This is a genomic window from Virgisporangium ochraceum (assembly GCF_016863655.1).
Taxonomy (GTDB): Bacteria; Actinomycetota; Actinomycetes; order Mycobacteriales; family Micromonosporaceae; genus Virgisporangium; species Virgisporangium ochraceum.
The window spans coordinates 20,912-44,782 of record NZ_BOPH01000016.1; the positions used below are offsets into that span (position 1 = coordinate 20,912).

The 23,871-nt window shown below is 71.5% G+C and carries 19 protein-coding genes; 7 read left to right on the forward strand and 12 right to left on the reverse strand.

Annotation, left to right across the window (positions count from 1 at the left end; translation table 11 throughout):
- Nucleotides 1-31: 31 nt before the first annotated feature.
- Nucleotides 32-1,405 (forward strand): 3' terminal RNA ribose 2'-O-methyltransferase Hen1, encoded by a 1,374-nt coding sequence (locus Voc01_RS05315; RefSeq protein ID WP_203926129.1) that lies wholly within the window; start codon nt 32-34, stop codon nt 1,403-1,405.
- Nucleotides 1,402-3,897 (forward strand): polynucleotide kinase-phosphatase, encoded by a 2,496-nt coding sequence (locus Voc01_RS05320; protein WP_203926130.1) that lies wholly within the window; start codon nt 1,402-1,404, stop codon nt 3,895-3,897. The genes Voc01_RS05315 and Voc01_RS05320 overlap by 4 nt, the downstream gene beginning before the upstream one ends.
- Before the next feature lie 220 nt (nt 3,898-4,117).
- Here the strand turns inward: Voc01_RS05320 and Voc01_RS05325 are convergent, their stop codons facing one another.
- From Voc01_RS05325 to Voc01_RS05360, 8 genes are all read right to left on the reverse strand, one after another.
- Nucleotides 4,118-4,882, reverse strand: coding sequence for a DedA family protein (locus tag Voc01_RS05325; protein ID WP_203926131.1), 765 nt, complete (start codon nt 4,880-4,882; stop codon nt 4,118-4,120).
- Nucleotides 4,879-5,562, reverse strand: a complete 684-nt coding sequence (locus Voc01_RS05330) for a class II aldolase/adducin family protein (RefSeq protein ID WP_239159968.1) — start codon at nt 5,560-5,562, stop codon at nt 4,879-4,881. Before Voc01_RS05330 ends, Voc01_RS05325 begins: the two co-directional genes overlap by 4 nt.
- 36 nt (nt 5,563-5,598) lie before the next feature.
- Complete coding sequence (locus Voc01_RS05335; protein ID WP_203926179.1) at nt 5,599-5,943, reverse strand: ArsR/SmtB family transcription factor; 345 nt, start codon at nt 5,941-5,943, stop codon at nt 5,599-5,601.
- Nucleotides 5,944-6,037: 94 nt separating this feature from the next.
- On the reverse strand, nt 6,038-6,577 hold the full coding sequence (gene pyrE / locus Voc01_RS05340; RefSeq protein WP_203926133.1) for an orotate phosphoribosyltransferase: 540 nt from the start codon (nt 6,575-6,577) through the stop codon (nt 6,038-6,040).
- A gap of 226 nt (nt 6,578-6,803) precedes the next feature.
- Nucleotides 6,804-7,622: an SDR family NAD(P)-dependent oxidoreductase gene (locus Voc01_RS05345; protein ID WP_203926134.1), complete on the reverse strand. Its 819-nt coding sequence runs from the start codon at nt 7,620-7,622 to the stop codon at nt 6,804-6,806.
- Complete coding sequence (locus Voc01_RS05350; RefSeq protein WP_203926135.1) at nt 7,619-8,752, reverse strand: hypothetical protein; 1,134 nt, start codon at nt 8,750-8,752, stop codon at nt 7,619-7,621. Before Voc01_RS05350 ends, Voc01_RS05345 begins: the two co-directional genes overlap by 4 nt.
- Nucleotides 8,753-8,915: 163 nt before the next feature.
- Nucleotides 8,916-11,513: an ATP-dependent chaperone ClpB gene (gene clpB, locus Voc01_RS05355; protein WP_203926136.1), complete on the reverse strand. Its 2,598-nt coding sequence runs from the start codon at nt 11,511-11,513 to the stop codon at nt 8,916-8,918.
- A gap of 99 nt (nt 11,514-11,612) precedes the next feature.
- Nucleotides 11,613-12,692 carry a WD40/YVTN/BNR-like repeat-containing protein gene (locus Voc01_RS05360; RefSeq protein ID WP_203926137.1) on the reverse strand — a complete coding sequence of 360 codons (1,080 nt, stop codon included), beginning with the start codon at nt 12,690-12,692 and terminating at the stop codon, nt 11,613-11,615.
- Between the two features lie 205 nt (nt 12,693-12,897).
- Between Voc01_RS05360 and Voc01_RS05365 the strand changes: the two genes are divergently transcribed.
- Nucleotides 12,898-13,329 (forward strand): hypothetical protein, encoded by a 432-nt coding sequence (locus Voc01_RS05365; RefSeq protein ID WP_203926138.1) that lies wholly within the window; start codon nt 12,898-12,900, stop codon nt 13,327-13,329.
- 65 nt (nt 13,330-13,394) lie between these two features.
- Here the strand turns inward: Voc01_RS05365 and Voc01_RS05370 are convergent, their stop codons facing one another.
- From Voc01_RS05370 to dnaK, 4 genes are read right to left on the reverse strand one after another with little or no spacing between them, the layout of a single operon-like run.
- Nucleotides 13,395-13,799, reverse strand: a complete 405-nt coding sequence (locus Voc01_RS05370) for a heat shock protein transcriptional repressor HspR (RefSeq protein ID WP_203926139.1) — start codon at nt 13,797-13,799, stop codon at nt 13,395-13,397.
- Nucleotides 13,796-14,998 carry a molecular chaperone DnaJ gene (gene dnaJ / locus Voc01_RS05375; protein WP_203926140.1) on the reverse strand — a complete coding sequence of 401 codons (1,203 nt, stop codon included), beginning with the start codon at nt 14,996-14,998 and terminating at the stop codon, nt 13,796-13,798. The genes Voc01_RS05370 and dnaJ overlap by 4 nt, the downstream gene beginning before the upstream one ends.
- A gap of 21 nt (nt 14,999-15,019) precedes the next feature.
- On the reverse strand, nt 15,020-15,712 hold the full coding sequence (locus Voc01_RS54575) for a nucleotide exchange factor GrpE (RefSeq protein WP_203926141.1): 693 nt from the start codon (nt 15,710-15,712) through the stop codon (nt 15,020-15,022).
- Nucleotides 15,709-17,628, reverse strand: a complete 1,920-nt coding sequence (gene dnaK / locus Voc01_RS05385) for a molecular chaperone DnaK (protein ID WP_203926142.1) — start codon at nt 17,626-17,628, stop codon at nt 15,709-15,711. Before dnaK ends, Voc01_RS54575 begins: the two co-directional genes overlap by 4 nt.
- Before the next feature lie 234 nt (nt 17,629-17,862).
- Between dnaK and Voc01_RS05390 the strand changes: the two genes are divergently transcribed.
- From Voc01_RS05390 to moaA, 4 genes are read left to right on the forward strand one after another with little or no spacing between them, the layout of a single operon-like run.
- On the forward strand, nt 17,863-20,286 hold the full coding sequence (locus tag Voc01_RS05390; protein WP_239159969.1) for a GTPase domain-containing protein: 2,424 nt from the start codon (nt 17,863-17,865) through the stop codon (nt 20,284-20,286).
- A complete protein-coding gene (locus Voc01_RS05395; RefSeq protein ID WP_203926143.1) occupies nt 20,283-21,992 on the forward strand; it encodes a GTPase in 1,710 nt (569 codons plus the stop codon). Before Voc01_RS05390 ends, Voc01_RS05395 begins: the two co-directional genes overlap by 4 nt.
- A complete protein-coding gene (locus Voc01_RS05400; protein WP_203926144.1) occupies nt 21,992-22,849 on the forward strand; it encodes a fructosamine kinase family protein in 858 nt (285 codons plus the stop codon). Before Voc01_RS05395 ends, Voc01_RS05400 begins: the two co-directional genes overlap by 1 nt.
- Nucleotides 22,850-22,869: 20 nt before the next feature.
- The gene (gene moaA, locus Voc01_RS05405) at nt 22,870-23,868 is read left to right on the forward strand and encodes a GTP 3',8-cyclase MoaA (RefSeq protein ID WP_203926145.1); all 999 of its coding nucleotides are present in this window, start codon (nt 22,870-22,872) and stop codon (nt 23,866-23,868) included.
- Nucleotides 23,869-23,871 lie beyond the last annotated feature (3 nt).

The window sequence follows — 23,871 nt, forward strand, 5'->3', positions numbered from 1 at the left end:
GCCCACCTCCCGTCCGCTTAACGTTACGCGGGTGCTGCTCACGATCACGACGACTCTGAGGCCCGCGACCGATCTGGGTTACCTGCTGGTCAAGCATCCCGACCGGGTGCACGAGTTCACCGTGAGCACCGGCAGGGCGTACGTCTGCTACCCGGAGGCGACGCCGGAGCGCTGCACCGCGGCCCTCGTTCTCGACATCGACCCGGCCGCGCTGCGCACCCGCGGCCGGGAACGCCCCGACGACTTCACGCTGGGCCGGTTCGTCAACGACCGCCCGTACGCGGCGTCGAGCCTGCTGTCGGCGGCCATCGCCCAGGTGTTCCGCAGCGCGCTGCGCGGCACGTCGAAGGAGCGGCCCGACCTCGTCGCCACGCCGGTCCCCCTCGAACTGCGCCTGCCCGCGCTGCGCTGCCGCGGCGGCGCCGACCTCGCCGAGGAGCTCTTCGGGCCGCTCGGCTGGGAGGTCACCGCGATACCGATCAACGACAGTCGGTACGTCGACCTCACGTTGAAGGGCACGGTGCGGATCGCCGATGCCCTGAACCAGATCTACGTCCTGCTACCCGTTCTCGACGACGCCAAGCACTACTGGGTCGCTCCGGACGAGGTCGACAAGCTGCTGCGGGCCGGTACCGGCTGGCTCGCCGGTCACCCGAAACGCGGTCTCATCGCCCGGCGCTACCTGGCGCACCGGCGGTCGCTCGCAAGCGTCGCGCTCGCGAGGCTCGCGGAAGAGGAGGCCGACGACTCCGTCGAAACCGCCGCGACCGAAACCGACGAAGACGCCGAACTCCCCGAAACCGCCCGCAAGGAGCCGCTGGCCCTGCAGCGCCGCCGCGCCGTCACCGCGGCACTGGCCGCGGCCGGCGCCGAACGCGTGCTCGACCTCGGCTGCGGGGGAGGGGCGCTGCTCGGCGACCTGGTCGGCGACCGCCGCTACACCGAGATCGTCGGCGTCGACGTCTCGACGCTGGCGCTCGCGATGGCCGAACGCCGACTGCGGCTCGACCGGCTGCCCGAGCGCCAGCGCAGCCGCATCAAGCTGCTCCAGGGTGCGCTCACCTACCGCGACGACCGGCTCAAGGGCTACGACGCCGCCGTGCTGATGGAGGTCATCGAGCACCTCGACGAGCCGCGGCTGCCCGCCCTGGCCGACGCGGTGTTCGGGCACGCCCGTCCGGCCACCGTCATCGTCACCACCCCGAACGTGGAGTACAACGTGCGCTACGAAGGTCTCACCGGCATGAGGCACCACGACCACCGCTTCGAGTGGAGCCGGGCCGCGTTCGCCGCCTGGTGCGCCGGGGTCGCGGCCGACCACGGCTACTCCGTCGACGTCACCGGCGTCGGCGACGCGGACCCGGAGGTCGGCGCACCCACCCAGCTGGCGGTGTTCACCTCATGATGATTCCCGAGTTCTGCCTCGTGGTGCTGGTCGGACCGTCCGGGTCGGGCAAGAGCACGTTCGCGCGGAAGCACTTCGCGCCGTCGCAGGTGCTGTCGTCGGACATGTTCCGCGCGATGCTCGCCGACGACGAGAACGACCAGTCGGTCACCGCCGAGGCCTTCGAGCTTCTCCACGACGTCGCGGGCCGGCGGCTGCGCGCCGGGCGGCTCACGGTTATCGACGCGACGAACGTGCAGGAGCACGCCCGCGCCGAACTGGTGAAGGTGGCGCGGGCGCACGACGCGCTACCGGTCGCGATCGTCCTCAACACGCCCGAGGACGTCTGCTGGGAGCGCACCCAGGCCCGCACCGACCGCGACTTCGGCCGCAACGTCGTCACCCGTCAGCACCGCGACCTGCGTCGTTCGCTTGGCCGTCTGCAGCGCGAGGGCTTCCGGCATGTCCGGGTCGTGAACCCGGGAGACGTCGTGGAGCGCATCGAGTACGAGCGCCTCTACAACGACCGGCGGGAGCTCACCGGTCCGTTCGACATCATCGGCGACGTGCACGGCTGCCACGCGGAGCTGGTCACGCTGTTGACGCAGCTCGGATACACCGTGCGGGAAGACGGCGCCGCACACCCCGACGGCCGCACCGCCGTGTTCGTCGGCGACCTCGTCGACCGCGGCCCCGACACCCCCGGCGTGCTGCGCCTCGTGAAGGGCATGGTCGAGGCCGGTACCGCGCTGTGCGTGGCCGGCAACCACGAGGACAAGCTGCTGCGTAAGCTCCGCGGCCGCAACGTGCGGGTCTCGCACGGGCTGGCCGAGACGCTCGAACAACTGGAGGCGTCGCCAGTCGACGGGCTGGAGCCGTTCCTGTCCGGTCTCATCAGCCACTACGTGCTCGACGGCGGGAAGCTCGTCGTCGCGCACGCCGGGTGCAAGGAGGCGTACCAGGGCCGGGCGTCGGGACGGGTGCGGGCGTTCTGCCTGTACGGCGACACGACGGGGGAGACCGACGAGTACGGCCTGCCCGTCCGGTACCCGTGGGCGAACGACTACCGCGGCCGGGCGGCGGTCGTCTACGGCCACACCCCCACGCCCCGCGCCGAGTGGATCAACAACACGATCTGTCTCGACACCGGCTGCGTGTTCGGCGGCGCGCTGACCGCCCTGCGGTACCCCGAGCGCCAGATCGTCACCGTTCCGGCCGCTCGCGAGTACTACGCTCCCGTCCGTCCCCTCAAGCCCGCCGGACCGGCGACGAACCTCGACGCGCTGACGCTGGCCGACCTCACCGGGCGCCGCGTGCTCGACACCGGGTACGGCCGGGTGACCGTCGCCGCCGAGAACGCGGCGGCGGCGCTGGAGGTCATGAGCCGGTTCGCGATCGACCCGCGGTGGCTGCGGTGGCTGCCGCCGACGATGGCGCCGTCGTCGACCTCGGACCTCGACGGCTACCTGGAGCACCCGACCCGCGCGCTCGCCGACTACGCCAAGATGGGCGTCACCGACATCGTGTGCCAGGAGAAGCACATGGGGTCACGCGCCGTCGTGCTCGTCGCCCGTACGCCGGCGGCGGCTCTGTCGGCGTTCGGCATCGAGGGTGACGGCGCCGTCTGGACCCGCACCGGCCGGCCCTTCTTCCCGGACGCGCAGCCGCTGCTGGCCCGGGTGCGCGACGCCGTCGGCGCGGCCGGCCTGTGGGACGAGCTCGGCACCGACTGGCTGATGCTCGACGCCGAGATCATGCCCTGGTCGGCGAAGGCACAGGGCCTGATCCGGGACCAGTACGCCCCGGTCGGTGTCGCCGCCGGTGCGGCGCTACCCGCCGCGGTGGCGGTGCTCGACTCGACGCTGGGCCGGTCGCTGGAGGACCCCGGTGCGCTGCGCGCCCTGCGCTCGAAGTTCGCCGAGCGCGACGCCAACGCGGCCGGCTTCCGGGCGGTGATCGAGCGTTATGTCTGGCCCGTCGACGGTCTGAAGGGCCTGCGGGTGGCGCCGTTCGCCGTGCTGGCGGGCGCCGGTTTCGCCGGCGTGACCCGGGACAACGCCTGGCACCTGGCGTTGGCCGACCGGCTGGTGGCCGCCGATCCGGAGCTGTTCGCGTCCACCCGACGCCTGACGACGACGGTGACCGACGTCGACACGGTGACCGACTGGTGGCTGGCCCTCACCGCCGAGGGCGGCGAGGGAATGGTGGTGAAGCCCCTGGCCGGCGCCGTACCCGCGCAGCCCGGTACGGGCCGGTCGATCCAGCCCGGCCTCAAGTGCCGGGGCCGCGAGTACCTGCGCATCATCTACGGCCCCGACTACACCGATCCGGGCCAGCTGGCCCGGCTCCGCCAGCGCGGCCTCGGCCGCAAGTGGGGCCTGGCGCTGCGCGAGTACAGCCTGGGCGTCGCCGCCCTGGACCGCCTTGCCGCCGGCGAACCACTGTGGCGCTGCCACGAACTGGTGTTCGCGATCCTCGCCTGCGAATCCGAACCGGTAGACCCCCGCCTGTAACTCCCCGCGCCCCGCGCCCTCCCCGCGCCCCGCGCCCTCGCCGCGCCCCGCGCCGGGCCGCCCCGCGCCTTACCGCGCCGATCTTGCACTTCTGGCCGCACCTATTTCGTGCTATGTCCCGCTTTGCAGGGGGCCACAACTGCAAGATCGGCGCGGGGTGGCGGGCCGGCGCGGGGTGGCGGGCCGGCGCGGGGTGGCGGGCCGGCGCGGGGGTAGCGGGTTACTGGGTGCGGCGGGCTTCGTCGAAGTCGGCGCGGTCGATGGAGGCCTGGTCGAGCGTCGCCTGGGCGCGGGCCTGGCGCTTCTTGTTGCGCCGCTCGCGGTACATCTCGATCAGGATCGGGAGGATCGAGATGAAGACGATCAACGCGACGGCCGGCAGGATGTACTTGTCGATCTGGCCGTCCGGGATCACGTCGCGGATCTGCTTGGCCAGGGCCCAGCCGGCGATGATGATGCCGTCGGTCCACAGAATCGCGCCGATGACGTTCCAGACGAAGAAGGTCTTTGCCGGCATACCGAGCACCCCGGCGACCGGGTTGAGGAACGTGCGGACGATCGGGATGAAACGCGCCAGGACCACGGCCTTGGCCGAGCCGAACTTCTGGAAGTAGTACTCGGCCTTGGCGACGTACTCCAGCTTGAAGAACCGGGAGTCGGGACGGGCGAACATCTTCCGCCCGTACTTCGCGCCGAGCCAGTGACCGAGCTGCGCACCGGCGATGGCGCACACCGGCGCGCCGATCAGCAGACCGGTGAGGGACAGCCGGGTGCCGACAAGCTCGTCGGCGACGGGGGAGGCGGCGACGCCGGCGAGGAACAGCAGCGAGTCACCGGGGAGGAAGAAGCCGATCAGCAGACCGGTCTCGGCGAAGAGGATGACCCAGACGCCGACGAGCCCGAACGTCTTGAGGAGGCCTTTGACGTCGAGGGGGTTGAGGGCAAGGCCGTCGAGGAGGGCGCGGGTCTTCTCGGCGCTATTCACGGTTCAAGACTGTACTTGCCCAGCGCCGGATCGAAATCCGGCGGGCAGGGGCGCAGGTCGGCCACCCGGCCCAGGACGAGCGCCGAGTAGGTGAGCCGGGCCGCCTCTTCCAGGCAGAAGGCGCGCTTGTGTGCCAGCTCGACGGAGCCGGCCAGGATGCTGACGCCGTGGTTGGCGAGCACCAGACAGTTGGCGCCGCCGCTGACCGCGGCGGCGGCCAGGGTGCCGACCCGTTCGGTGCCGGGCACAGCGAACGGGGCGCGCACCACTTCACGCACGTATGCGAGATGGTCGGTCGTGATCAACCGGATCGGCTCGTCGAGCGCGTCGAGCAGCAGCACCGACTGCGGGTGCAGATGCACGACGACGTTGACGTCGGGCCTGGCCCGGTAGGTCGCCAGGTGCAGACCGAGTTCTGAGGACGGCGACGGAGCGGCACGATCTGCTCCGTCGCCGGTTTCCGTGCCGTCGACACCGCTGTCGGCTGAACTTTCAGCGGCGTCGAGGACGGCCCCGTCTGAGATTCGGACGCGGCGGAAGGCTGAGGGGTGCAACCTGTCCAACCACGTACCCGCACCCGTGACCCAGATGTCGTCGGCGCCGGAGGCCCGGGCGGACAGGTTGCCGCCCGAACCGACCACCAGACCGGCCGCTACCGCGGACCGACCCAGGTGCGCCACCTGGTCGCGTATGTCACCGACCGGGTAACCCACGCGTCAGCGCGGCGCCTTGCGGGTGGCGCGCTTCCGCGGCGGGGTCAGCAGATCGGCGATGGTGCCGATCGCGGTGGGCACCAGGCGGTAGAACGCCCAGACCCCCCTCTTCTCCCGCTCGAGCAGCCCGGCCTCCGTCAGGATGCGGAGGTGGTGACTCACAGTGGGCTGAGAGAGCCCCAGCGGCGCGGTGAGGTCACACACGCACGCCTCGCCGTCAGGCGAGGACTGGATGAGGCTCAACAGCCGAAGGCGCGCCGGGTCGGCGAGAGCCTTCAGGACGCCGGCGAGACGCTCGGCATCGGCACGGTCGATCGGTTCGCCGGCAAGCGGCGAAATTTGCGGCATGGTCATTTCGGCCAACGCAGTTCCCACAACCCCTATCCTTCCACCAACCAGCATCGACTCGTCTGCATATCTGCAGGTCCGAATCGACATTTCTTCAAGACTTTAGGCCGAGGTCGGCCAACGAGAACGCGGAGCGGTAGATCATCCCCGCGGCGCGAACGGCATGTTCCGCACCGCGATCGACGATAACCGCTACCCCGGTCACTTCGGCGCTATTCCGTCGTAATGCCTCCACAGCGGTGAGAACACTCCCTCCTGTGGTCGACGTGTCCTCGACTGCCAGGACCCGGCGCCCCGTTACGTCCGGCCCTTCGATCTGGCGCTGCAAACCATGCGCCTTCTCACTTTTTCGAACCACGAACGCGTCGAGCTTGCGCCCCTGCGCGGCGGCGGCGTGCATCATCGCGGTCGCGACCGGGTCGGCACCGAGGGTGAGGCCGCCCACGGCGTCGTACCCGAGGTCCTCGGTGAGCGAGAGCATCACCCGCCCCACGAGGGGCGCTCCCGCGTGATGGAGAGTCACCCGGCGTAGGTCGATGTACCAATCGGCTTCTCGGCCCGAAGACAGGGTGACCCGGCCATGCACAACTGCGAGTTCCTGGATCAGCCCGCGCAGTTCATCGAGGTCGGACATGTTTCGAAGAGTATCTTGATCACCTGGGTATTAGCTGGCAGAACCCCGTCACCTAACCTGTTCGCGCACCCGGTCAGCCGCTTCGGGCACCCCTGTCGACCGTTCGTGCGCCCCCTACAGGGCTTGCGTGGGCCCTTGCCCTGCCGGCCCCGCCGTGTCACTGCTGTCGTGCGTCTCTGCCGAACGGTCGCGCCGTGCCGTCATGCGCCCGGACGCCACGCTCGCGTCAGCTCTTACCCTCTCGCCGCTGGGCCTCATCGCGGTCGAACTCGTCGCGGCCGATGCGCCCCCGGACGTCTCGGGTGGCCCGACGGATCAGCCCGCGCGGCAGGTGTCGCATACCGAACACCGCCACCTTGTACTTCCAGTCGGGAACGCTCACCCGCTTGCCACGCCTCAGATCGCGCAGCCCATCGGCGACCACCGCATCGGCGGCCAGCCACATCCACTCGGGCGTGCGGGACATGTTGATGCCCGCCCGCTGATGGAACTCCGTCTTCGTGTAGCCGGGGCACAGAGCCATTACCCGTACCCCACGGGAGCGCACCGACTCCCCGACCGACTCGCTGAAGTTCGTCACCCACGCCTTGGACGCCGAATATGTCGACCCCGGCATCGGCACCCCGAACCCCGCCACCGACGACACATTGACGACACCACCCCGGCCGCGCTCCACCATCCCGGGCAGCACCGCGAGAGTGAGGCGCATCACTGCTGTGACGTTCAACGCCAGCAGCCGCTCCTCGTCCTCCGCCGTCGACTCGACGAACGACCGGTTCAAGCTGATGCCCGCATTGTTGACGAGCATCTCGACCGGCCGTTCCCGCAACTGCTTCTCGACCGCGGCAAGCCCTTCGCCCGTCGTCAGGTCGGCCGGCACCGTCTCGACCGAGCCGCCCGCACCGCCGAGTTCGGTGGCCATCGCCGCGAGCCGCTCCGCGTCGCGGGCGACGAGCAGCAGTGCGTACCCGTCGGCATGCAGCCGCCGCGCAAACGCGGCCCCGATGCCGGCCGTAGCACCGGTGACGACGGCAAGCCCGCTCATGACGACGGTGGCGGGTTGGCGGTACCGGACGGACCCGCGGAGCCGGGCCGGTCGTCACGCTCGCCGTCGCGCTCCTCGGCCCGCTCGTCGGTGGGTGCGTCGGAGGACGCGCTTGCCTCGGCGGCGGGTTCGTCGGCAGACGCGGGTGCGTCGGCGGCGCCGGGGGCGATGCCCGATGGGGCGGCTTCGTCGGTGGCAGCGCCTGGCCGGACGGACTCCCGGTCCGACGGCGCGGCATCGGCAGACGGCGCGGCATCGGCAGACGGCGCGGCGGCGGCCGACGGAGTGGGTGCGGCGGCGGCCGTGGGAACCGTTGGAGAGTCGGCGGTGGGCGCCGGTTCGGCGGCGGGGGATGGCTCGCCGGGCGTGGAGGCTTCGGCGATCGAGGGTTCGGCGTCTGTGGCTTCGCCGGGGGACGGCTTGGTCACGTCGACAGCAGGAGCGGCCGGAGAATCACCGGATGCGCCGGGGGTAACAGGAGCGCCCGCAGTGACAGGAGCGCCCGCAGTGGTTGGCGCGCCTGGGTGGCCCGGAGTACCCGGGGCGGTGGGGGACGGGTAGTAGGCGCCGGGGACGGGCGGTTCCCAGAGGGGTTCGCGCTTGCGGAAGTACTCGTTGGCCGCGGGAAGGGCCAGCAGGATGATGCCGGCCGCGGAGGCCAGGAGGCCCAGGAAGAGGAGGAGGTAGTTGACGGGCGTGACCCAGCCGGGGATGGCGTTCTCGATGGCGCGGGCCAGCTCCTCCTGGTCTACGTCGCCGGTGCTGCCGCCGCCGGCACCGCTGAGGACGCCACCGGCGGCGGCGCCCAGCAGGCCGAAACCGTTGCAGCACAACATGAGACCGAGTACGACCCAGGAGATGATGCGGGCCGGCTGGTTGCCGCGGCCGACGAACAGGCCCAGCACGCCGAAACCGATGGCGAACGCCAGCGCGAAGGCCAGACCGATGAAGCCGCCGATGCGGACGCTCGCGATGATCGTGTCGCCCTCGCGGGTGCCCTCGACCACGTCGCGGGCGGCGTCGATGGTGGCGCCCAGCGTGGTGAGCGAGAGGATCGCGCTGATGATCTGGAGCGCTGCCAGAAGGTACAGCGCCCAGACCGCGATGCTCACCTGAACCGGACGCGGCATGCGGGATGGGGCGGGCGGCTCAGCCGGGAAGGCCATTCGGGATCTCCTCCTCGTAAATGCGCCAGCACAAACTATCGGCACCGGGCCGAACGCGCGACCGCCCCGAGAAGGAGGACCGCCGGTCCCGGAGAAGGACACCGGGACCGGCGGAAAGCGGAGGTAACTACCGGGGGTGGGTGACCAGACCCTTCTTGTCGTCGGCCAGGTCGACCACCACGGTGTCGCCGTCGCGGACGTCGCCGGCCAGCAGCGCCTTCGCGAGCTGGTCGCCGATCGCGGTCTGCACCAGGCGCCGCAACGGCCGCGCCCCGTACACGGGGTCGTATCCGTGGCTCGCCAGCCAGTCGCGGGCCGCGTCACCGACGTCGAGCGCCAGCCGCCGCTCGGCCAACCGCTTGCTGAGGCGCGCCAACTGGATGTCGACGATCGCGCGGAGGTCGTCGGAGGTGAGGCCCGCGAACACCACGATGTCGTCGAGACGGTTCAGGAACTCGGGCTTGAAATGCGAGCGGACCGTCGACAGCACGGCGTCGCGGATCTGCTCACCGGTGAGCGTGGGATCGGCGATGACCGACGAACCCAGGTTCGACGTGAGAATCAGGATCGCGTTGCGGAAGTCGACCGTGCGGCCCTGCCCGTCGGTGAGCCGACCGTCGTCGAGCACCTGCAGCAGAACGTCGAACACGTCGGGATGCGCCTTCTCGACCTCGTCGAGAAGCACCACCGAGTAGGGACGCCGGCGCACCGCCTCGGTGAGCTGGCCGCCCTCCTCGTACCCGATGTACCCGGGCGGCGCACCCAGCAGCCGGGCCACCGAGTGCTTCTCGCCGTACTCGCTCATGTCGATGCGCACCATCGCGCGCTCGTCATCGAAGAGGAACTCGGCGAGCGCCTTCGCGAGCTCGGTCTTGCCGACACCGGTCGGGCCGAGGAACAGGAAGCTGCCCGTCGGCCGGTCGGGGTCGGCGATGCCCGCACGGGCCCGGCGCACCGCGTCGGACACCGCGGAGACCGCCTCGGCCTGACCGATGACGCGCGCCCGCAGCGACGACTCCATCCGCAGCAGCTTCGCCGTCTCGCCCTCGAGCAGCCGGCCGGCCGGGATGCCCGTCCACGCCGCCACGACCGCGGCGACGTCGTCGGCGCTGACCTCCTCCTTCAGCATCGCGCCGGCCGCCTGCAGCGCGGCCAGCTCCCGCTCCGCCTGCTCCAGCTGCTGCTGACGCTCGGGGATCAGCCCGTGCTCCAGCTCCGACGCCCGCGTGGCGTCGTAGGTCGTCTCCCGGGTGACGAGCTTGTACTCGTCCTTGAGCGCCTCGAGCTGCTCCTTGGTGCTGGCGATCGCCGCGATGTGCTCCTTCTCGGTGCGCCACCGCTCGTTCAGCGCGGCCAGCTGCTCCTTGCGCTCGGCCAGCTCGCCGCGCAGGCGGTCGAGCCGGTGCGCGCTCGCCTCGTCGGGCTCCTTCTTGAGCGCCATCTCCTCGAGTTCGAGGCGCCGCACGATGCGCTCGATCTCGTCGACCTCGGTGGGACGCGAGTCGATCTCCATCCGCAGCCGCGACGCCGCCTCGTCGACGAGGTCGATGGCCTTGTCGGGCAGGAAACGGTCGGCGATGTAGCGGTCGGAGAGCGCGGCCGCCGCCACGATCGCCGCGTCGGTGATGCGGACACCGTGGTGCACCTCGTAGCGCTCCTTGAGCCCACGCAGGATGCCGATGGTGTCCTCGACGCTCGGCTCACCGACGAAGACCGGCTGGAACCGGCGCTCCAACGCCGGGTCCTTCTCGATGTGCTCGCGGTACTCGTCGAGCGTGGTGGCACCCACCATGCGCAGCTCGCCCCGCGCCAGCATCGGCTTCAGCATGTTGCCGGCGTCCATCGAGCCTTCGCCCTTGCCGGCCCCCACGACGGTGTGCAACTCGTCGATGAACGTGATGACCTGGCCGTCGGAGTTCTTGATCTCCTCCAGGACGGACTTGAGGCGCTCCTCGAACTGCCCGCGGTACTGGGCACCGGCGACCATCGCGCCGAGGTCGAGGCTCACCAGACGCTTGTCGCGCAACGACTCCGGCACGTCGCCGGCCACGATGCGCTGCGCCAGCCCTTCGACGATGGCGGTCTTGCCGACGCCGGGCTCACCGATGAGGACGGGGTTGTTCTTGGTACGGCGGCTCAGCACCTGGATGACGCGCCGGATCTCGGAGTCGCGCCCGATGACCGGGTCGACCTTGCCGTCGCGGGCCCGCGCGGTGAGGTCGAGGCCGTACTTCTCCAGCGCCTGGTAGGTGGCTTCCGGGTCGGGGTTGGTGACCCGGCGCTCGCCGCCGCGCACCTGGGGGAACGCGGCCACGAGGGTGTCTTCGGTGGCGCCGGCCTGCCGTAGCGTGTCGGCCACCGGGCCGCCGACGCGGGCGAGACCGGCGAGCAGGTGCTCGGTGGACGTGTACTCGTCGCCCAACGGGCGGGCGATCTGCTCGGCGGCACCGATCGCGTTGGCGAACTCGCGGGCGAGCGTGGGCTCGGTGATGCTCGACCCCTTGACGGTCGGCAGCTTGTCGAGGGCCTTCGTGGCGGCCCGGCGCACGTCGGCGGCGTTGGCACCGGCCGCGCGCAGCAGGGCCGGCGCGTACGTGCCGCCGGTGTCGAGCAACGACAGCAGCAGGTGCCAGGCCTCGACGGTCGCGTGGCCACGCTGCGTTGCCGTGGCGACAGCCGCGGAGATCACCTCGCGGCTCTTGTTGGTGAGGCGTTCGGCGTTCATGGGCTCCCCGGTCGGTGTTCACAAAGTCGGTGAGTTGAGCCTACCTCGCTCAACTTTAGAGCGGCAACGCAATGCGGGAACAACCCGATGGGACCGGGGTCAGCGCCACCTGGCGTCGACGGTCACCCGGTTCCACACGCGGATGCCGCCACTGCCGCTACCCAGCCAGACGTCCCACGGCGCTACCGACGTCAGCACGGTGCCGTCGCCCAGCCGGCGCACCGAGACCGCGTTCATCGGCCGGTCGGAGTGGTGGAAATGGCCGTCGAAGTGCAGGTAGCTGAACCGGCTGCACGCCACCGCCAGCACCCCGCCGCCCAGCGCGACCGCGCCGCCCAGCCGGGTCGGCAGGGCGATGCCGCGCTTCACCTCACGCCATTCACCCTCGTCCCACCGGTAGGCGGAAAGTGTGTCGGTGCCGTTCGCGACCAGCCACACGTCCCTGCCGTCGGGTGACACCGACAGCCGCACCGAGTCGGCCGCCGGCACGGTCACCGGCTCGCCGAGCGGCGCCCAGCTACGACCGTCGTCGCGGCTCGCCGCGGCGGCCACCGACGTTCCGGATGCCGCGACCGCGAGGAGCGTGCCGTCGGGTGCCCGGTCGACGCCACGCAGACCGCCGTCCAGCGGAGGCTGCGTCGGCGCCGGACGGCCGTCCATCAGGAGGACGGGCGTGCACTCCTGCTGCTGGTCGACGCAGCCGACGCCCGGACCGCGGAGGTACTCCGCCGGTGCCGGCTCGCCGTCGCCGCCCCGCACGAAGGTGCGCCCGGCGTCGGAGGACCGGAACCACCCCAGCGGCTGGCTCGCCACGATGATCGTGTCGGCGTCGACCAGCCAGAGCCGCGCCGCCTCCGCCCGCTCGAAGGGCAGGGTCCGCTCGACCCAGCTCTGGCCGCCGTCGAACGTGACGAACAGCGCTCCGCGACACTCCTGCGAGCAGCCCGAGAACAGCACGTACCCGGTGTAGGCGTTGGCGAACTCCAGCACCTGCGGGCGGAGCCCCTCGCGGACGGTCAGCTCGCTGTGCCGCTCGACCGGCCCGGCGGACGCAGCCGACCCGCGCTCACGTGCGTCATCTATGGGTTTCTTCTTCGGACCGCACGCGCCCGATGCGAGCACCACGACGGCGGCCGCGACCACGGCGACCGTTCGGCGCAGCGGGAGGCGGTCCGACACGGCTCCCATTGTGGGACGAAGCGCCGGCGGCGATGGGGAGGGTCGTCGATCGCTTTGGTAACGGTCGGCGCATCGGGCCTGCCCAGGCGGTTCCCCCTCTTCCGCCCAGCGTGCTGTTCGGGCTACCGTGAGCCCAGCCCAGATCCCCGTGAACAAGGCGGATTCCGGGCAAAGTGGGCACCGGATGGAACACCGGGGAGTATCGGTGAGCGTGCAGCAGGAATCGTTCCGGGGCTTCGGAAATCCCGTCGACCCGCAACCGGCCGAGCTGAAGGCCTGGGCGTACCACCCCGACTCGGTGCCGCTGGAGACCATGCCGGCCGACTGGGACCTGCTCGTCGCCTCGAACGACCGGCTCGTCGGCACCACGTTCGAGCTCGCGTTCGACGCCGGCTGCCCGGCCCGGCGGTTCGCCCTGCACTGCATGTACATCTACGCCGCCGACTCGATCCGCACCGGCTTCCGGGCCCACCCGAAGCGGCGGCTCCGCAAGTTCGTCGAACAGGCCGAGGAGCAGGGCGACGCGCTGCTGACCGGCTGGGCCCACAACGTGCGGGCCCTCCAGAACCGGCCCGACCTGTTCGACTACTACGACTGGTGCGAGGGCGGGCTGGTCCGCAGCCCCCGCCGCATCTAGACAGTAGATCTTGGACGCCTGTGCATCGAATTCGATGCACAATCGTCCAAGATCGCCGCGCGGGGTTACAGCTGGCCCTGGCGCCAGATCACCACTGAGCGCTGCGTGGTGCGGCGCACCAGGTCGCGGCTCGGGAACGCGGCCGAGTTGGTCTCGGCCAGCATCCGGTGCGCCTCGTCGAGCGCCCGCTCCAGCTGCTCGACCCGCTGCTGGAGCTGCTCGGCCCACTGCTCGAGCTCGATGATCCGCTTGATGCCGGCGAGGTTGACGCCCTCCTCCTGGGAGAGCCGCTGCACCTCGCGCAGCAGGGCGACGTCGCGGGCGCTGTACCGGCGCCCGCCACCCGGCGTGCGCTGCGGCTGCACGAGTCCGAGACGGTCGTACTGCCGCAGCGTCTGCGGATGCATGCCGGCCATGCGGGCCGCCACGGAGATGATCAGGACCTTGGCGTCGGCTTCGAACTGAGTCATGGCGACCTCCGTCCCTTCGACAGCTCCGCCTCGATGCGCTCCCGACCCGCCGGAGCGGTGTGGGTGGCGAACTCCTCCATCGCCTTGCGCGCCTCGGGAGACAGCTCCTTGGGCACCTGCACCTCGATCGTGACGAGCAGGTCGCCCGGCGTCGAACTCTTCCGCGGCACACCCCGGCCCCGGACCCGGAGCACCCTGCCGCTGGGGGTACCCGGAGGCACCCGCACGGTCACCTGACCGTCGAGCGTCGGCACCACGACGTCGACCCCGAGCGTCGCCTCGGCGATGGTCACCGGAACGGTGATACCGAGGTTCTGCCCCGACCGTGTGAACAACGCGTGCGGCTTGACCCGCACCAGCACGTACAGGTCGCCCGCCGTGCCACCCCGGTCGCCCGGTTCGCCCCGGCCGGACAGGCGGATGCGCTGCCCGTCGTCGACCCCCGGCGGGATCCGCACGGTGAGCGTGCGCGGCTTGGTGACCGCGCCGGTTCCCTTGCAGTCGCCGCACTTCTCGTCGACGACCGTGCCGACGCCCTGGCAGTCGCGGCACGGCTCGGAGAACTGGAACGCACCCTGGTTCGTGGAGACCAGCCCGACGCCGTTGCACTTCGGGCAGGTGCGCGGCTCGGTGCCCGGCTTGGCACCCGTGCCGTGACAGGTCTCGCACCGCCCGGGCGCCCGCAGCGTCAACGGCAGGGTCGCGCCCTGCACCGCTTCCTCGAACCCGAGCGCCAGCTCGGCCTCGACGTCGCGGCCCCGGTTCGGCCCGCCGCGCCGGGCGGCGGAGTTGCCCTGGAACAGCGAGCCGAACAGATCGCCGAAGCCGCCGCCGAAGCGGCCCCGCTCGCCGGTCGTCGCTCCGCCGGCACCGGATCCCTGGTTGCCGAACAGGTCACCGAGGTCGAACGGCACGCTGCTGGTGCCGCCACCCGGCCGGGCGTTGCGCCGCATCGCCCCGCCACCGAACAGCGAGCGCGTGTCGTCGTACTCCTTGCGCTTCGCCGGGTCGGAGAGCACCGCGTTGGCCTCCGAGACCGCCTTGAACTTGGTCTCGGCGGCCGCGTCGCCCGGGTTCCGGTCGGGGTGCAGCTCGCGGGCGAGCTTGCGGTAGGCCTTCTTGATGTCGTCGGCGGAGGCGGACCGGGTGACCCCAAGCACCTTGTAGTAGTCCTTCTCCAGCCAGTCCTTGGAACTCACCCGGTCACCTCCTCTGTCTTCTTATTCCGGATCCGCAACTTCGACCATCGCCGGCCGCAGCAGCCGCTCGCCGAGCAGGTAGCCGCGCCGCATCACCGACACGCACGACGGCTCCGTGACCTCGGCGGAGGTGCGGTGCGCGACCGCCTCGTGGCGGGTCGGGTCGAACGCGTCGCCCTGGGAACCGAACGGCGTCAACCCGAACTTGCCCAGCGCCGCGACCAACTGGTCGGCGACCGCACCGAACGGCCCGGTCAGGTCACCGTGCTCCCGGGCCCGATCAAGATCATCGAGGACCGGGAGCAGCACGCCGAGCACCTCGGCGATACCGTCGTTGCGGGCGTTCGCCTGGTCACGGGCGACCCGCTTGCGGTAGTTGGCGTACTCGGCGGTGATGCGCTGCAGGTCACGGACCCGCTCGTCGATCTCGGTGCGCAGGGCGCCGATCTCGGCGCTCTGGGCGGTACCGCCGGCGACCTCATTGTCGCCGACGGCGTCCTTCACCGCCTCAGCGAGCGGATCGCCGTGCACCTTCTCCAGCTTCTCGTCCGGGGCGGCGTGCTTGCCCGCCCCGTCCGGCTTGGAGTGCTTCCCGGTGTCGCCGTTGCCCGCCGGTTCGCCGGCGCTCGCCTCGGCGGCCGTGTCGACCTTGGCGGCCGGGTCTCCGGCGGCCTCCGGCGACGGTGCTTCCGAAGAACGTCGGCTGTGGGTCACTTCTTGTCGTCCTCATCGATGATCTCGGCGTCGACCACGTCGTCGGCGGCAGACTCCTTGGTGAACGACGGACCACCGGTGCTCTCGCCAGCGCCGGGCGCGCCACCGAAGCCGGCGTCGCCGAACGGGGTGTCGCCCGTGGCGCCGCCACCGCCGGCCGCGGCCTGCTGAGCGGCCTGGGCCTGCTGGTAGATCGCGGTGCCGGCCTTCTGCGAGGCCTCCGACAGCTTCTCGTGCGCCGTCTTGATCTTGTCGATGTCCTGGCCACCGAGTGCGGCCCGCAGGTCGCCCAGCGCCTCGTTGATCTCCGTCTTGCTGTCTTCGGGGATCTTGTCGCCGTTCTCGGCCAGGAACTTCTCGGTCTGCCACTGCAGGGCCTCGGCCACGTTGCGGGTCTCGGCCTCCTCGCGGCGGCGCTTGTCCTCGTCGGCGTGGTCCTGAGCGTCGCGCATCATGCGCTCGATGTCGTCCTTCGGCAGCGACGAGCCGCCGGTGATCGTCATCGACTGCTCCTTGCCGGTGCCCAGGTCCTTCGCACCCACGTGCACGATGCCGTTGGCGTCGATGTCGAAGGTGACCTCGATCTGCGGCACACCGCGCGGCGCCGGCGCGATGCCGGTGAGCTCGAAGGTGCCGAGCTTCTTGTTGTACGCGGCCATCTCGCGCTCGCCCTGGTACACCTGGATCAGCACGGACGGCTGGTTGTCGTCGGCCGTCGTGTAGACCTCGGAGCGCTTGGTCGGGATCGTGGTGTTGCGCTCGACCAGCTTGTGCATGATGCCGCCCTTGGTCTCGATACCGAGGGACAGCGGGGTGACGTCGAGCAGCAGGACGTCCTTGACCTCGCCCTTGAGAACACCGGCCTGCAGGGTCGCACCGAGCGCGACGACCTCGTCGGGGTTCACGCCCTTGTTGGGCTCCTTGCCGCCGGTGAGCTCCTTGACCAGTTCGGTCACCGCGGGCATCCGGGTCGAACCGCCGACCAGGATCACGTGGTCGATGGCGGAGACGCTGACGCCGGCATCCTTGATCGCCTGGTGGAACGGGTTCTTGCAGCGGTCGAGCAGGTCCTGCGTCATGCGCTGGAACTCGGCCCGCGACAGGCTGACGTCGAGGTGCAGCGGGCCCGACTGGCTCGCCGTGATGTAAGGCAGGTTGATGCTGGTGGTCTGTGCGGCGCTCAGCTCGATCTTGGCCTTCTCGGCCGCCTCCTTGAGCCGCTGCATCGCCATCTTGTCCTGGGACAGGTCGATGCCGTGCTGGCCCCGGAACGTCTTGACCAGGTGGTCCATGATCCGCTGGTCCCAGTCGTCACCACCGAGGTGGTTGTCACCGCTGGTGCTCTTCACCTCGATGACGCCCTCGCCCAGCTCGAGCAGCGAGACGTCGAAGGTGCCGCCACCGAGGTCGAAGACCAGAACGGTCTCCTCCTTGGAGCCCTTGTCGAGCCCGTAGGCCAGAGCGGCCGCGGTGGGCTCGTTGACGATGCGGGAGACGGTGAAGCCCGCGATCTCGCCGGCCTCCTTGGTGGCCTGCCGCTGGGCGTCGTTGAAGTACGCCGGCACGGTGATCACCGCGTCGCTGATCGTCTCACCGAGGTAGGCCTCGGCGTCGCGCTTGAGCTTCATGAGCACCCGCGCGGAGATCTCCTGCGGGGTGTACTTCTTGGTGTCGATGTCGATGGACCACTTCGTGCCCATCTCGCGCTTGACCGACCTGATGGTCCGGTCGGGGTTGGTGACCGCCTGGCGCTTGGCGACCTCGCCCACCAGCACCTCGCCGTTGCGAGCGAACGCGACGATGGACGGCGTCGTCCGCGACCCTTCGGCGTTGGCGATGACGGTGGGTTCGCCACCCTCGAGGACGGCCACCACCGAGTTGGTGGTACCCAGGTCGATGCCGACCGCACGTGCCATGGTGGATGATCCTCCGATAGTTGAGTGTGCTGGACTCAACATTAGGAGTTGAGTCCACCAGACGCAAGTATGCCTCCCCGTCACCACCTGTGAGGACCGGTACACCAGCGAACGCCGTCCACCAGGGAATATGTGACAGAAGTTGCGGGCAGTCGCGGATCGTGCCCGGATCGTATTGCCGAACGCCGGGGGTTGGGCTGTTGCGAAAGACCCCGATCGGGCAACCTGTACACCGTGACGTCGCCGAGCGATCCCGCACCGCTGGCCGAACCTGCCCGGCCGCGTTCGGTGACGCCGGTTCCCCTGGCCCGGCGCACCACGAAACCCGCACCGCCCCCGGCCGGTCTGCCCCCGTCGGGGCCGCCCTCGCCGCAGGTGGCCGAGGAGCCCCCGGTGGCGGACCCCGACGCCGGACAGGCGGCGGAACGGGCGACGGAACCGCCGGCCGAACCGGCAGTGGAGACGCCGACCGTGGCTGATCCCGGCGGGGCCACGCCGGCCCCCGTGTCGGTGGCGAAGGCGCCGCCGACCGAGCCCCTGCGGGCGGCCGCGCCTCCCACGGAGCAGTTGCGGGCCGCGGCACCGTACGTCCCGGCGCCCTCCACACGGGCGACCCTGCCGGCCACGGCGCCACCCGCGTCGGCACCGCCGCCGTGGCCGCCGATCGCCGCCGACTCAAAAGCCGACACGGAGGCCGACACCACCGCAGCGGCGGAAGAGGCGGAAGTGAACGCTGAGCCGGAAGGGGAGACGGTCGAGGCCGTCGAGGCGGAACCGGCCGCTCCGGAGCCCGCCGCCCAGCCGGACACCGTTCCGGCCGAGGCGCCGACCCGGCGGGAGGAAGCGGAGGCCCTCGCCGCCGCCCGGCACCAGAACGGGTCGACGGCCAACGGAACCTCGCCGAAGAGCGTCGAGGTCGCGAAGCTCACCGCGTCACTGGTCGGGCTGCGGCACACGCTGGCCACCTCGCGGTACACGCTGAACCTGCCCGGCGCCGAAGAGGCCGAGGCGACCCGGGCGGCCACCGTCGGCCAGCTCGACGACTACCTGCTGCCCCGCATGCGCCGGCTCGACGCGCCGCTGCTGGTGGTCGTCGGCGGATCCACGGGCGCGGGCAAGTCGACGCTGGTCAACAGCCTCGTGCGGGCGCCGGTCAGCCCCGCCGGGGTGCTGCGGCCGACCACCCGGGCACCCGTGCTGGTCTGCCACCCGGCCGACCTGCCCTGGTTCGCCGGCAGCCACCTGCTCCCGGGAATGGCCCGCACCTCCGGCCCGAGCACCGACCCGAACTCGTTGCAGGTGGTCAACGCCGCGCACCTCAGCCCCGGCCTGGCGTTCCTCGACGCGCCCGACATCGACTCCGTCGTCGACAGCAACCGGGCCCTGGCCACCCAACTGCTCGCCGCCGCCGACCTGTGGCTGTTCGTCACCACGGCGGCCCGGTACGCCGACGCGGTGCCGTGGACGCTGCTGCGCACCGCGAAGGAGCGCGGCACCGTCGTGGCGCTGGTGCTCGACCGGGTGCCGCCCGGCGCCGCCGACGAGATCGGCCCGCACCTCACCCAGATGCTGCGTGACAACGGGCTCGGCGGTGCCCCGCTGTTCGTGCTGCCCGAGGCCTCCCTCGACGGCCAGGGCCTGCTCGCCGAGCGCGTGATCACCCCGCTGCGGGCCTGGTTCGACGAGCTGGCCAACTCCTCGCAGGCCCGGGCCGCGGTGGTGCGGCGCACCGTCGGCGGCGCGATCGACGCGCTCGGCCCGGTGGTGGACCGGCTCGCCGCCGCGGCCGACGAGCAGGTCGCGGCAGAGAAGGCGCTGGCCGGCGCGGTGCAGACCGCGTACGCCGACGCCGAGAACGCCATCGAGAACGGCATGCGTGACGGCGTGCTGCTCCGCGGCGAGGTGCTCTCCCGCTGGCAGGAACTCGTCGGCACCGGCGACCTGATGCGTGCCCTGCAGGCCCGGGTCGGACGCGCCCGCGACCGGGTGGTGGCGACGGTCACCGGCAAGCCGGCGCCCGGCAGGCAGTTCCAGGCCGCGCTGGAGTCCGGCGTGGTCACGCTGATCCGCGGTGCCGCCGCCGACGCGGCAGAGAAGGCGACCACGGCGTGGAAGAACCACCCGGCCGGCGCCAAGCTGCTCACCCCGGAGCTCGCCAAACCGTCGCCCGACCTCGACAGCAACGCCCAGCGGCTCGTGCGCGACTGGCAGCGCGGCGTGCTCGACATGGTGCGGCAGGAGGCCGAGGGCAAGCTCAAGATCGCGAAGGTGAGCGCGTACGCGGTCAACGCGACCGGGCTGCTGGTGATGGTCAGCGTGTTCGCGGCGACGGCGTTCATACCGACCGGGCTCGAGGTCGCCACCGCCGCCGGCACCACGGTCGCCGCGCAGAAGGTGCTCGAGGCCATCTTCGGCGACCAGGCCGTCCGGTCCCTCGCCGAGCGGGCCCGCGCCGACCTGCTCACGCGGGTCCAGGAACTGCTGAACGCGGAGGCCGCGCGATTCGACGGACCGCGCGCCATGACGATGGTCGACCCACGGACGGCCTGGCGGCTGCGCGACTCCGCGACCGACGTGTCGGCCGCCCGGCAGGCCGTGAACCTGCCGGCCGGTGAGGTGCCCCGGCCCGGCCTGATCAAGACGGCGGGAGACAGATGACGGTAGCGACGAGGATCCGACCGGTCGACGGCGAGCGGTTGGTGTCGCGGGTCACCGCACTGGGCAAGTTCGTCGACCTGGTCGAAACCAGCGTGCCGGCCGAACGCCTGCAGGCCGCCCGGACCGTGCTCGGACGCTCGGGCATGCGGCTGTCGCTCAGCGGCGACCACACGGTCGTGGCGCTCGCCGGCGCGACCGGCAGCGGCAAGTCCAGCCTGTTCAACAAGATCGCCGGCCTGCCGTTGTCGCAGGTCGGGCTGCGTCGGCCGACCACCGGCGTCGCGCACGCCTGCACGTGGGGACCGGCGGCGCCGGCCCGGTCGCTGCTCGACTGGCTCAACATCCCCGCCGGCGCGAGGTTCACCCGGGAAAGCGCGCTCGACGGCGACGACGAGGCCGTCCTGCGCGGGCTCGTGCTGCTCGACCTGCCCGACTTCGATTCGATCGAGAAGGACCACCAGCTCGAGGTCGACCGGCTGCTCGAGCTCGTCGACCTCGTGGTGTGGGTGCTCGACCCGCAGAAGTACGCCGACAAGGTCGTGCACGACAAGTACCTGGCCCAGTTCCGCACCCACAGCGACGTCACCGTGGTGCTGCTGAACCAGGCCGACCGGCTCGCCGTCACCGACGTGGAGCGGGTCGCCACCGACCTGCGCCGGCTCCTCGACAGCCGCGGGCTCGGCGAGGTGCCGGTGCTGCCCACCTCGGCGATCGGCCTGCCCGGCACCAGCGACCTGCGCGCCCTCCTGGAACGCACCGTCGCGGCGCGGCAGGCGGCCCTCCAGCGCATCGCCGCCGACGTCTCGGTCGCCGCCACCGACCTCGCGCCGCTGGTCGCCGCGCCGGCCTCGGAGGCCGACATCGACCGCGACTCGATCCGGCGGCTCAGCGACTCGCTCGCCGACGCGGCCGGGGTTCCGGCGGTGGTCGAGGCGACCGAGCAGGCCTACCTGCACCGGGCGAGCGCGGCGACCAGCTGGCCGCTGGTCCAGTGGGTGCGCCGCGTGCGGCCCGACCCGCTGCGCCGGCTGCACCTGCACGAGTCCCAGCGGACCACGCCCGTGGAGAGCGGCGGCGTGCTGCCGCGCCGGCGCCGGTCACCCGAGGACGACGCGCCGGTACCCGCGACCTCGCTGCCCGGCTCGACCGCTGCCGAGAAAGCGGCCGTGGCGCTGGCCGGCCGTTCGATCGCCGAACGAGCCGCGGCCGGCGGCACCCCCGCTCAGTTGCCCGACCCGTGGCCGGCCGTCCTGCTCGACGCGGCCCGGTCGCGGCTCGACGACGTTCCCGACGCGCTCGACGTCGCGATCGCCCGCACCGACCTCGGCCTGGCCGAACAGCGCCGCTGGTGGCGGATGGTCGGCGTGGCCCAGTGGGTCGGCGCGCTGGTCGCGCTCACCGGGCTGGTGTGGCTCGGTGTGCGGTTCGCGATGTTCGCGATCGGGCTGCCGGAACTGCCGACACCCGAGGTCGGTGTGCTGCCGCTGCCGACGATCCTGCTGCTCGGAGGGCTGCTCTTCGGGCTGCTGCTGTCGATCGTGGTGCGGCCGTTCGTGCGGCAGGGCGCAAAACGGGCCCGGCGCAGCGCGGAGAAGAAGCTCCGCAACGCGGCGGCCAACGTCGCGATGGAGATGATCGTCGCGCCGGTGCGGGCCAAGCTGAAGACGTACGCCTTCGCCCGGGACGCGCTCGACTCGGCCCGCTGATGGATCTCGCGTACCTGAAGGCACACCCGTCCCACCTGTCGGCGTTCCTGACCCACCAGCGGATCCGCGAGACGCCCGTGTCCGGCGGGTCGATCTGCGTCGCGCAGCGGCTGACGCTCGAAGACGGCGCGTCGGTGTTCGCCAAGACGCTCAAGGACCCGCCGGAGGGCTTCTTCGCCGCGGAGGCGGCCGGGCTGCGGTGGCTGCGCGACGCGCGGGCGGTGGCCGTTCCCGAGGTGCTCGCCGAGCTACCCGACCTCCTCGCGCTGGAGTGGATCGAGCCGTCGCCGCCGACCGCGGCGAACGCCGAGCGCTTCGGCCGCGAACTGGCCGACCTGCACCGGTTCGAGCCGCCGTCGTCGTTCGGCGCCGGCTGGAATGGATACATCGGCCGGGTGCCGCTGGACAACACCCGGGTCGACACCGCCTGGGGGGAGTGGTTCGCGGAGTTCCGGCTCGCGCCGTACCTGTCGCGGCTGTCCGGCGACGACGCCAGGTTGGTCGAACGGGCGAAAGAGCGCATTTCCGACGGGGTCTTCGGCGGCGCCGAGCCGCCCGCCCGGATACACGGTGACCTGTGGCCGGGCAACGTCGTCTGGGCGGCCGACCGGGCCTGGCTGGTCGACCCGGCCGCGCACGCCGGGCACCGGGAGACCGACCTGGCGTTCCTGGCACTGTTCGGCGGCGCACCGCACCTCGACCGCATCCTCGCCGCGTATCGGGAGGTCGCGCCGCTCGCCGACGGCTGGCGTGAGCGCGTCGCCGCCCATCAGTTGCACCTGATGCTCGTGCACGTGGAGCTGTTCGGTGACGCCTACCGCGATCAGGTCGTCGCGCTCGCGCGGAAACTGTCGTAGGCGCGGGTACCTTTATCCGCATGACCATGCAGGGGTTGGTAGACCGCTACGGGCGCGTGGCCACCGACCTACGCGTGTCGCTCACCGACCGGTGCAACCTGCGCTGCACCTACTGCATGCCGGCCGAAGGGCTGGCCTGGCTGCCGAAGCCCACCCTGCTCACCGACGACGAGGTGGTGCGGCTGGTCCGCATCGCGGTCGAGAAGCTGGGCGTCACCGAGGTGCGGTTCACCGGCGGCGAGCCGCTGTTGCGTCCCGGCCTGGTGAAGATCGTCGCGGCCGCCGCCGGGCTCGGGCCGCGTCCGCAGCTCTCGCTCACCACCAACGGCATCGGCCTCGCGCGCATCGCGCACCAGTTGCGCACCGCCGGGCTCGATCGGGTCAACGTCTCGTTGGACGCGCTGAGCGCCGACACGTTCACTTCCCTCACGCGGCGTAATCGCCTCGACGACGTCCTCGCCGGGCTGGCCGCGGCTGATGCCGCCGGCCTGCGTCCCGTGAAGATCAACTCTGTTCTGATGCGCGGCATCAACGACACCGAGGCCGTGCCGCTGCTGCGGTTCGCGCTCGACCACGGCTACGAGCTGCGGTTCATCGAGCAGATGCCGCTCGATGCCGGTCACACGTGGCAGCGGGCCGAGATGGTCACCGCGGAGGAGATCCTGGCCCAGCTGCGCGGTGCGTTCGAGCTGACGCCCGACCCGGCCCACCGTGGCGCCGCGCCGGCCGAGACCTGGCTCGTCGACGGCGGGCCGGCGAAGGTCGGTGTGATCGCCAGCGTCACGCGGCCGTTCTGCGGCGCGTGCGACCGCACCCGGCTCACCGCCGACGGCGCGATCCGTTCGTGCCTGTTCAGCACCACCGAAACCGACCTGCGCACGATGATGCGCGAGGGCGCCGACGACGCCCGGCTCGCCGCGGCGTGGGCCGGCGCGATGTGGGCCAAGAAGCCGGGGCACGACATCAACGACCTGACGTTCCTGCAGCCCGCCCGCCCGATGTCGGCGATCGGCGGCTAGTCC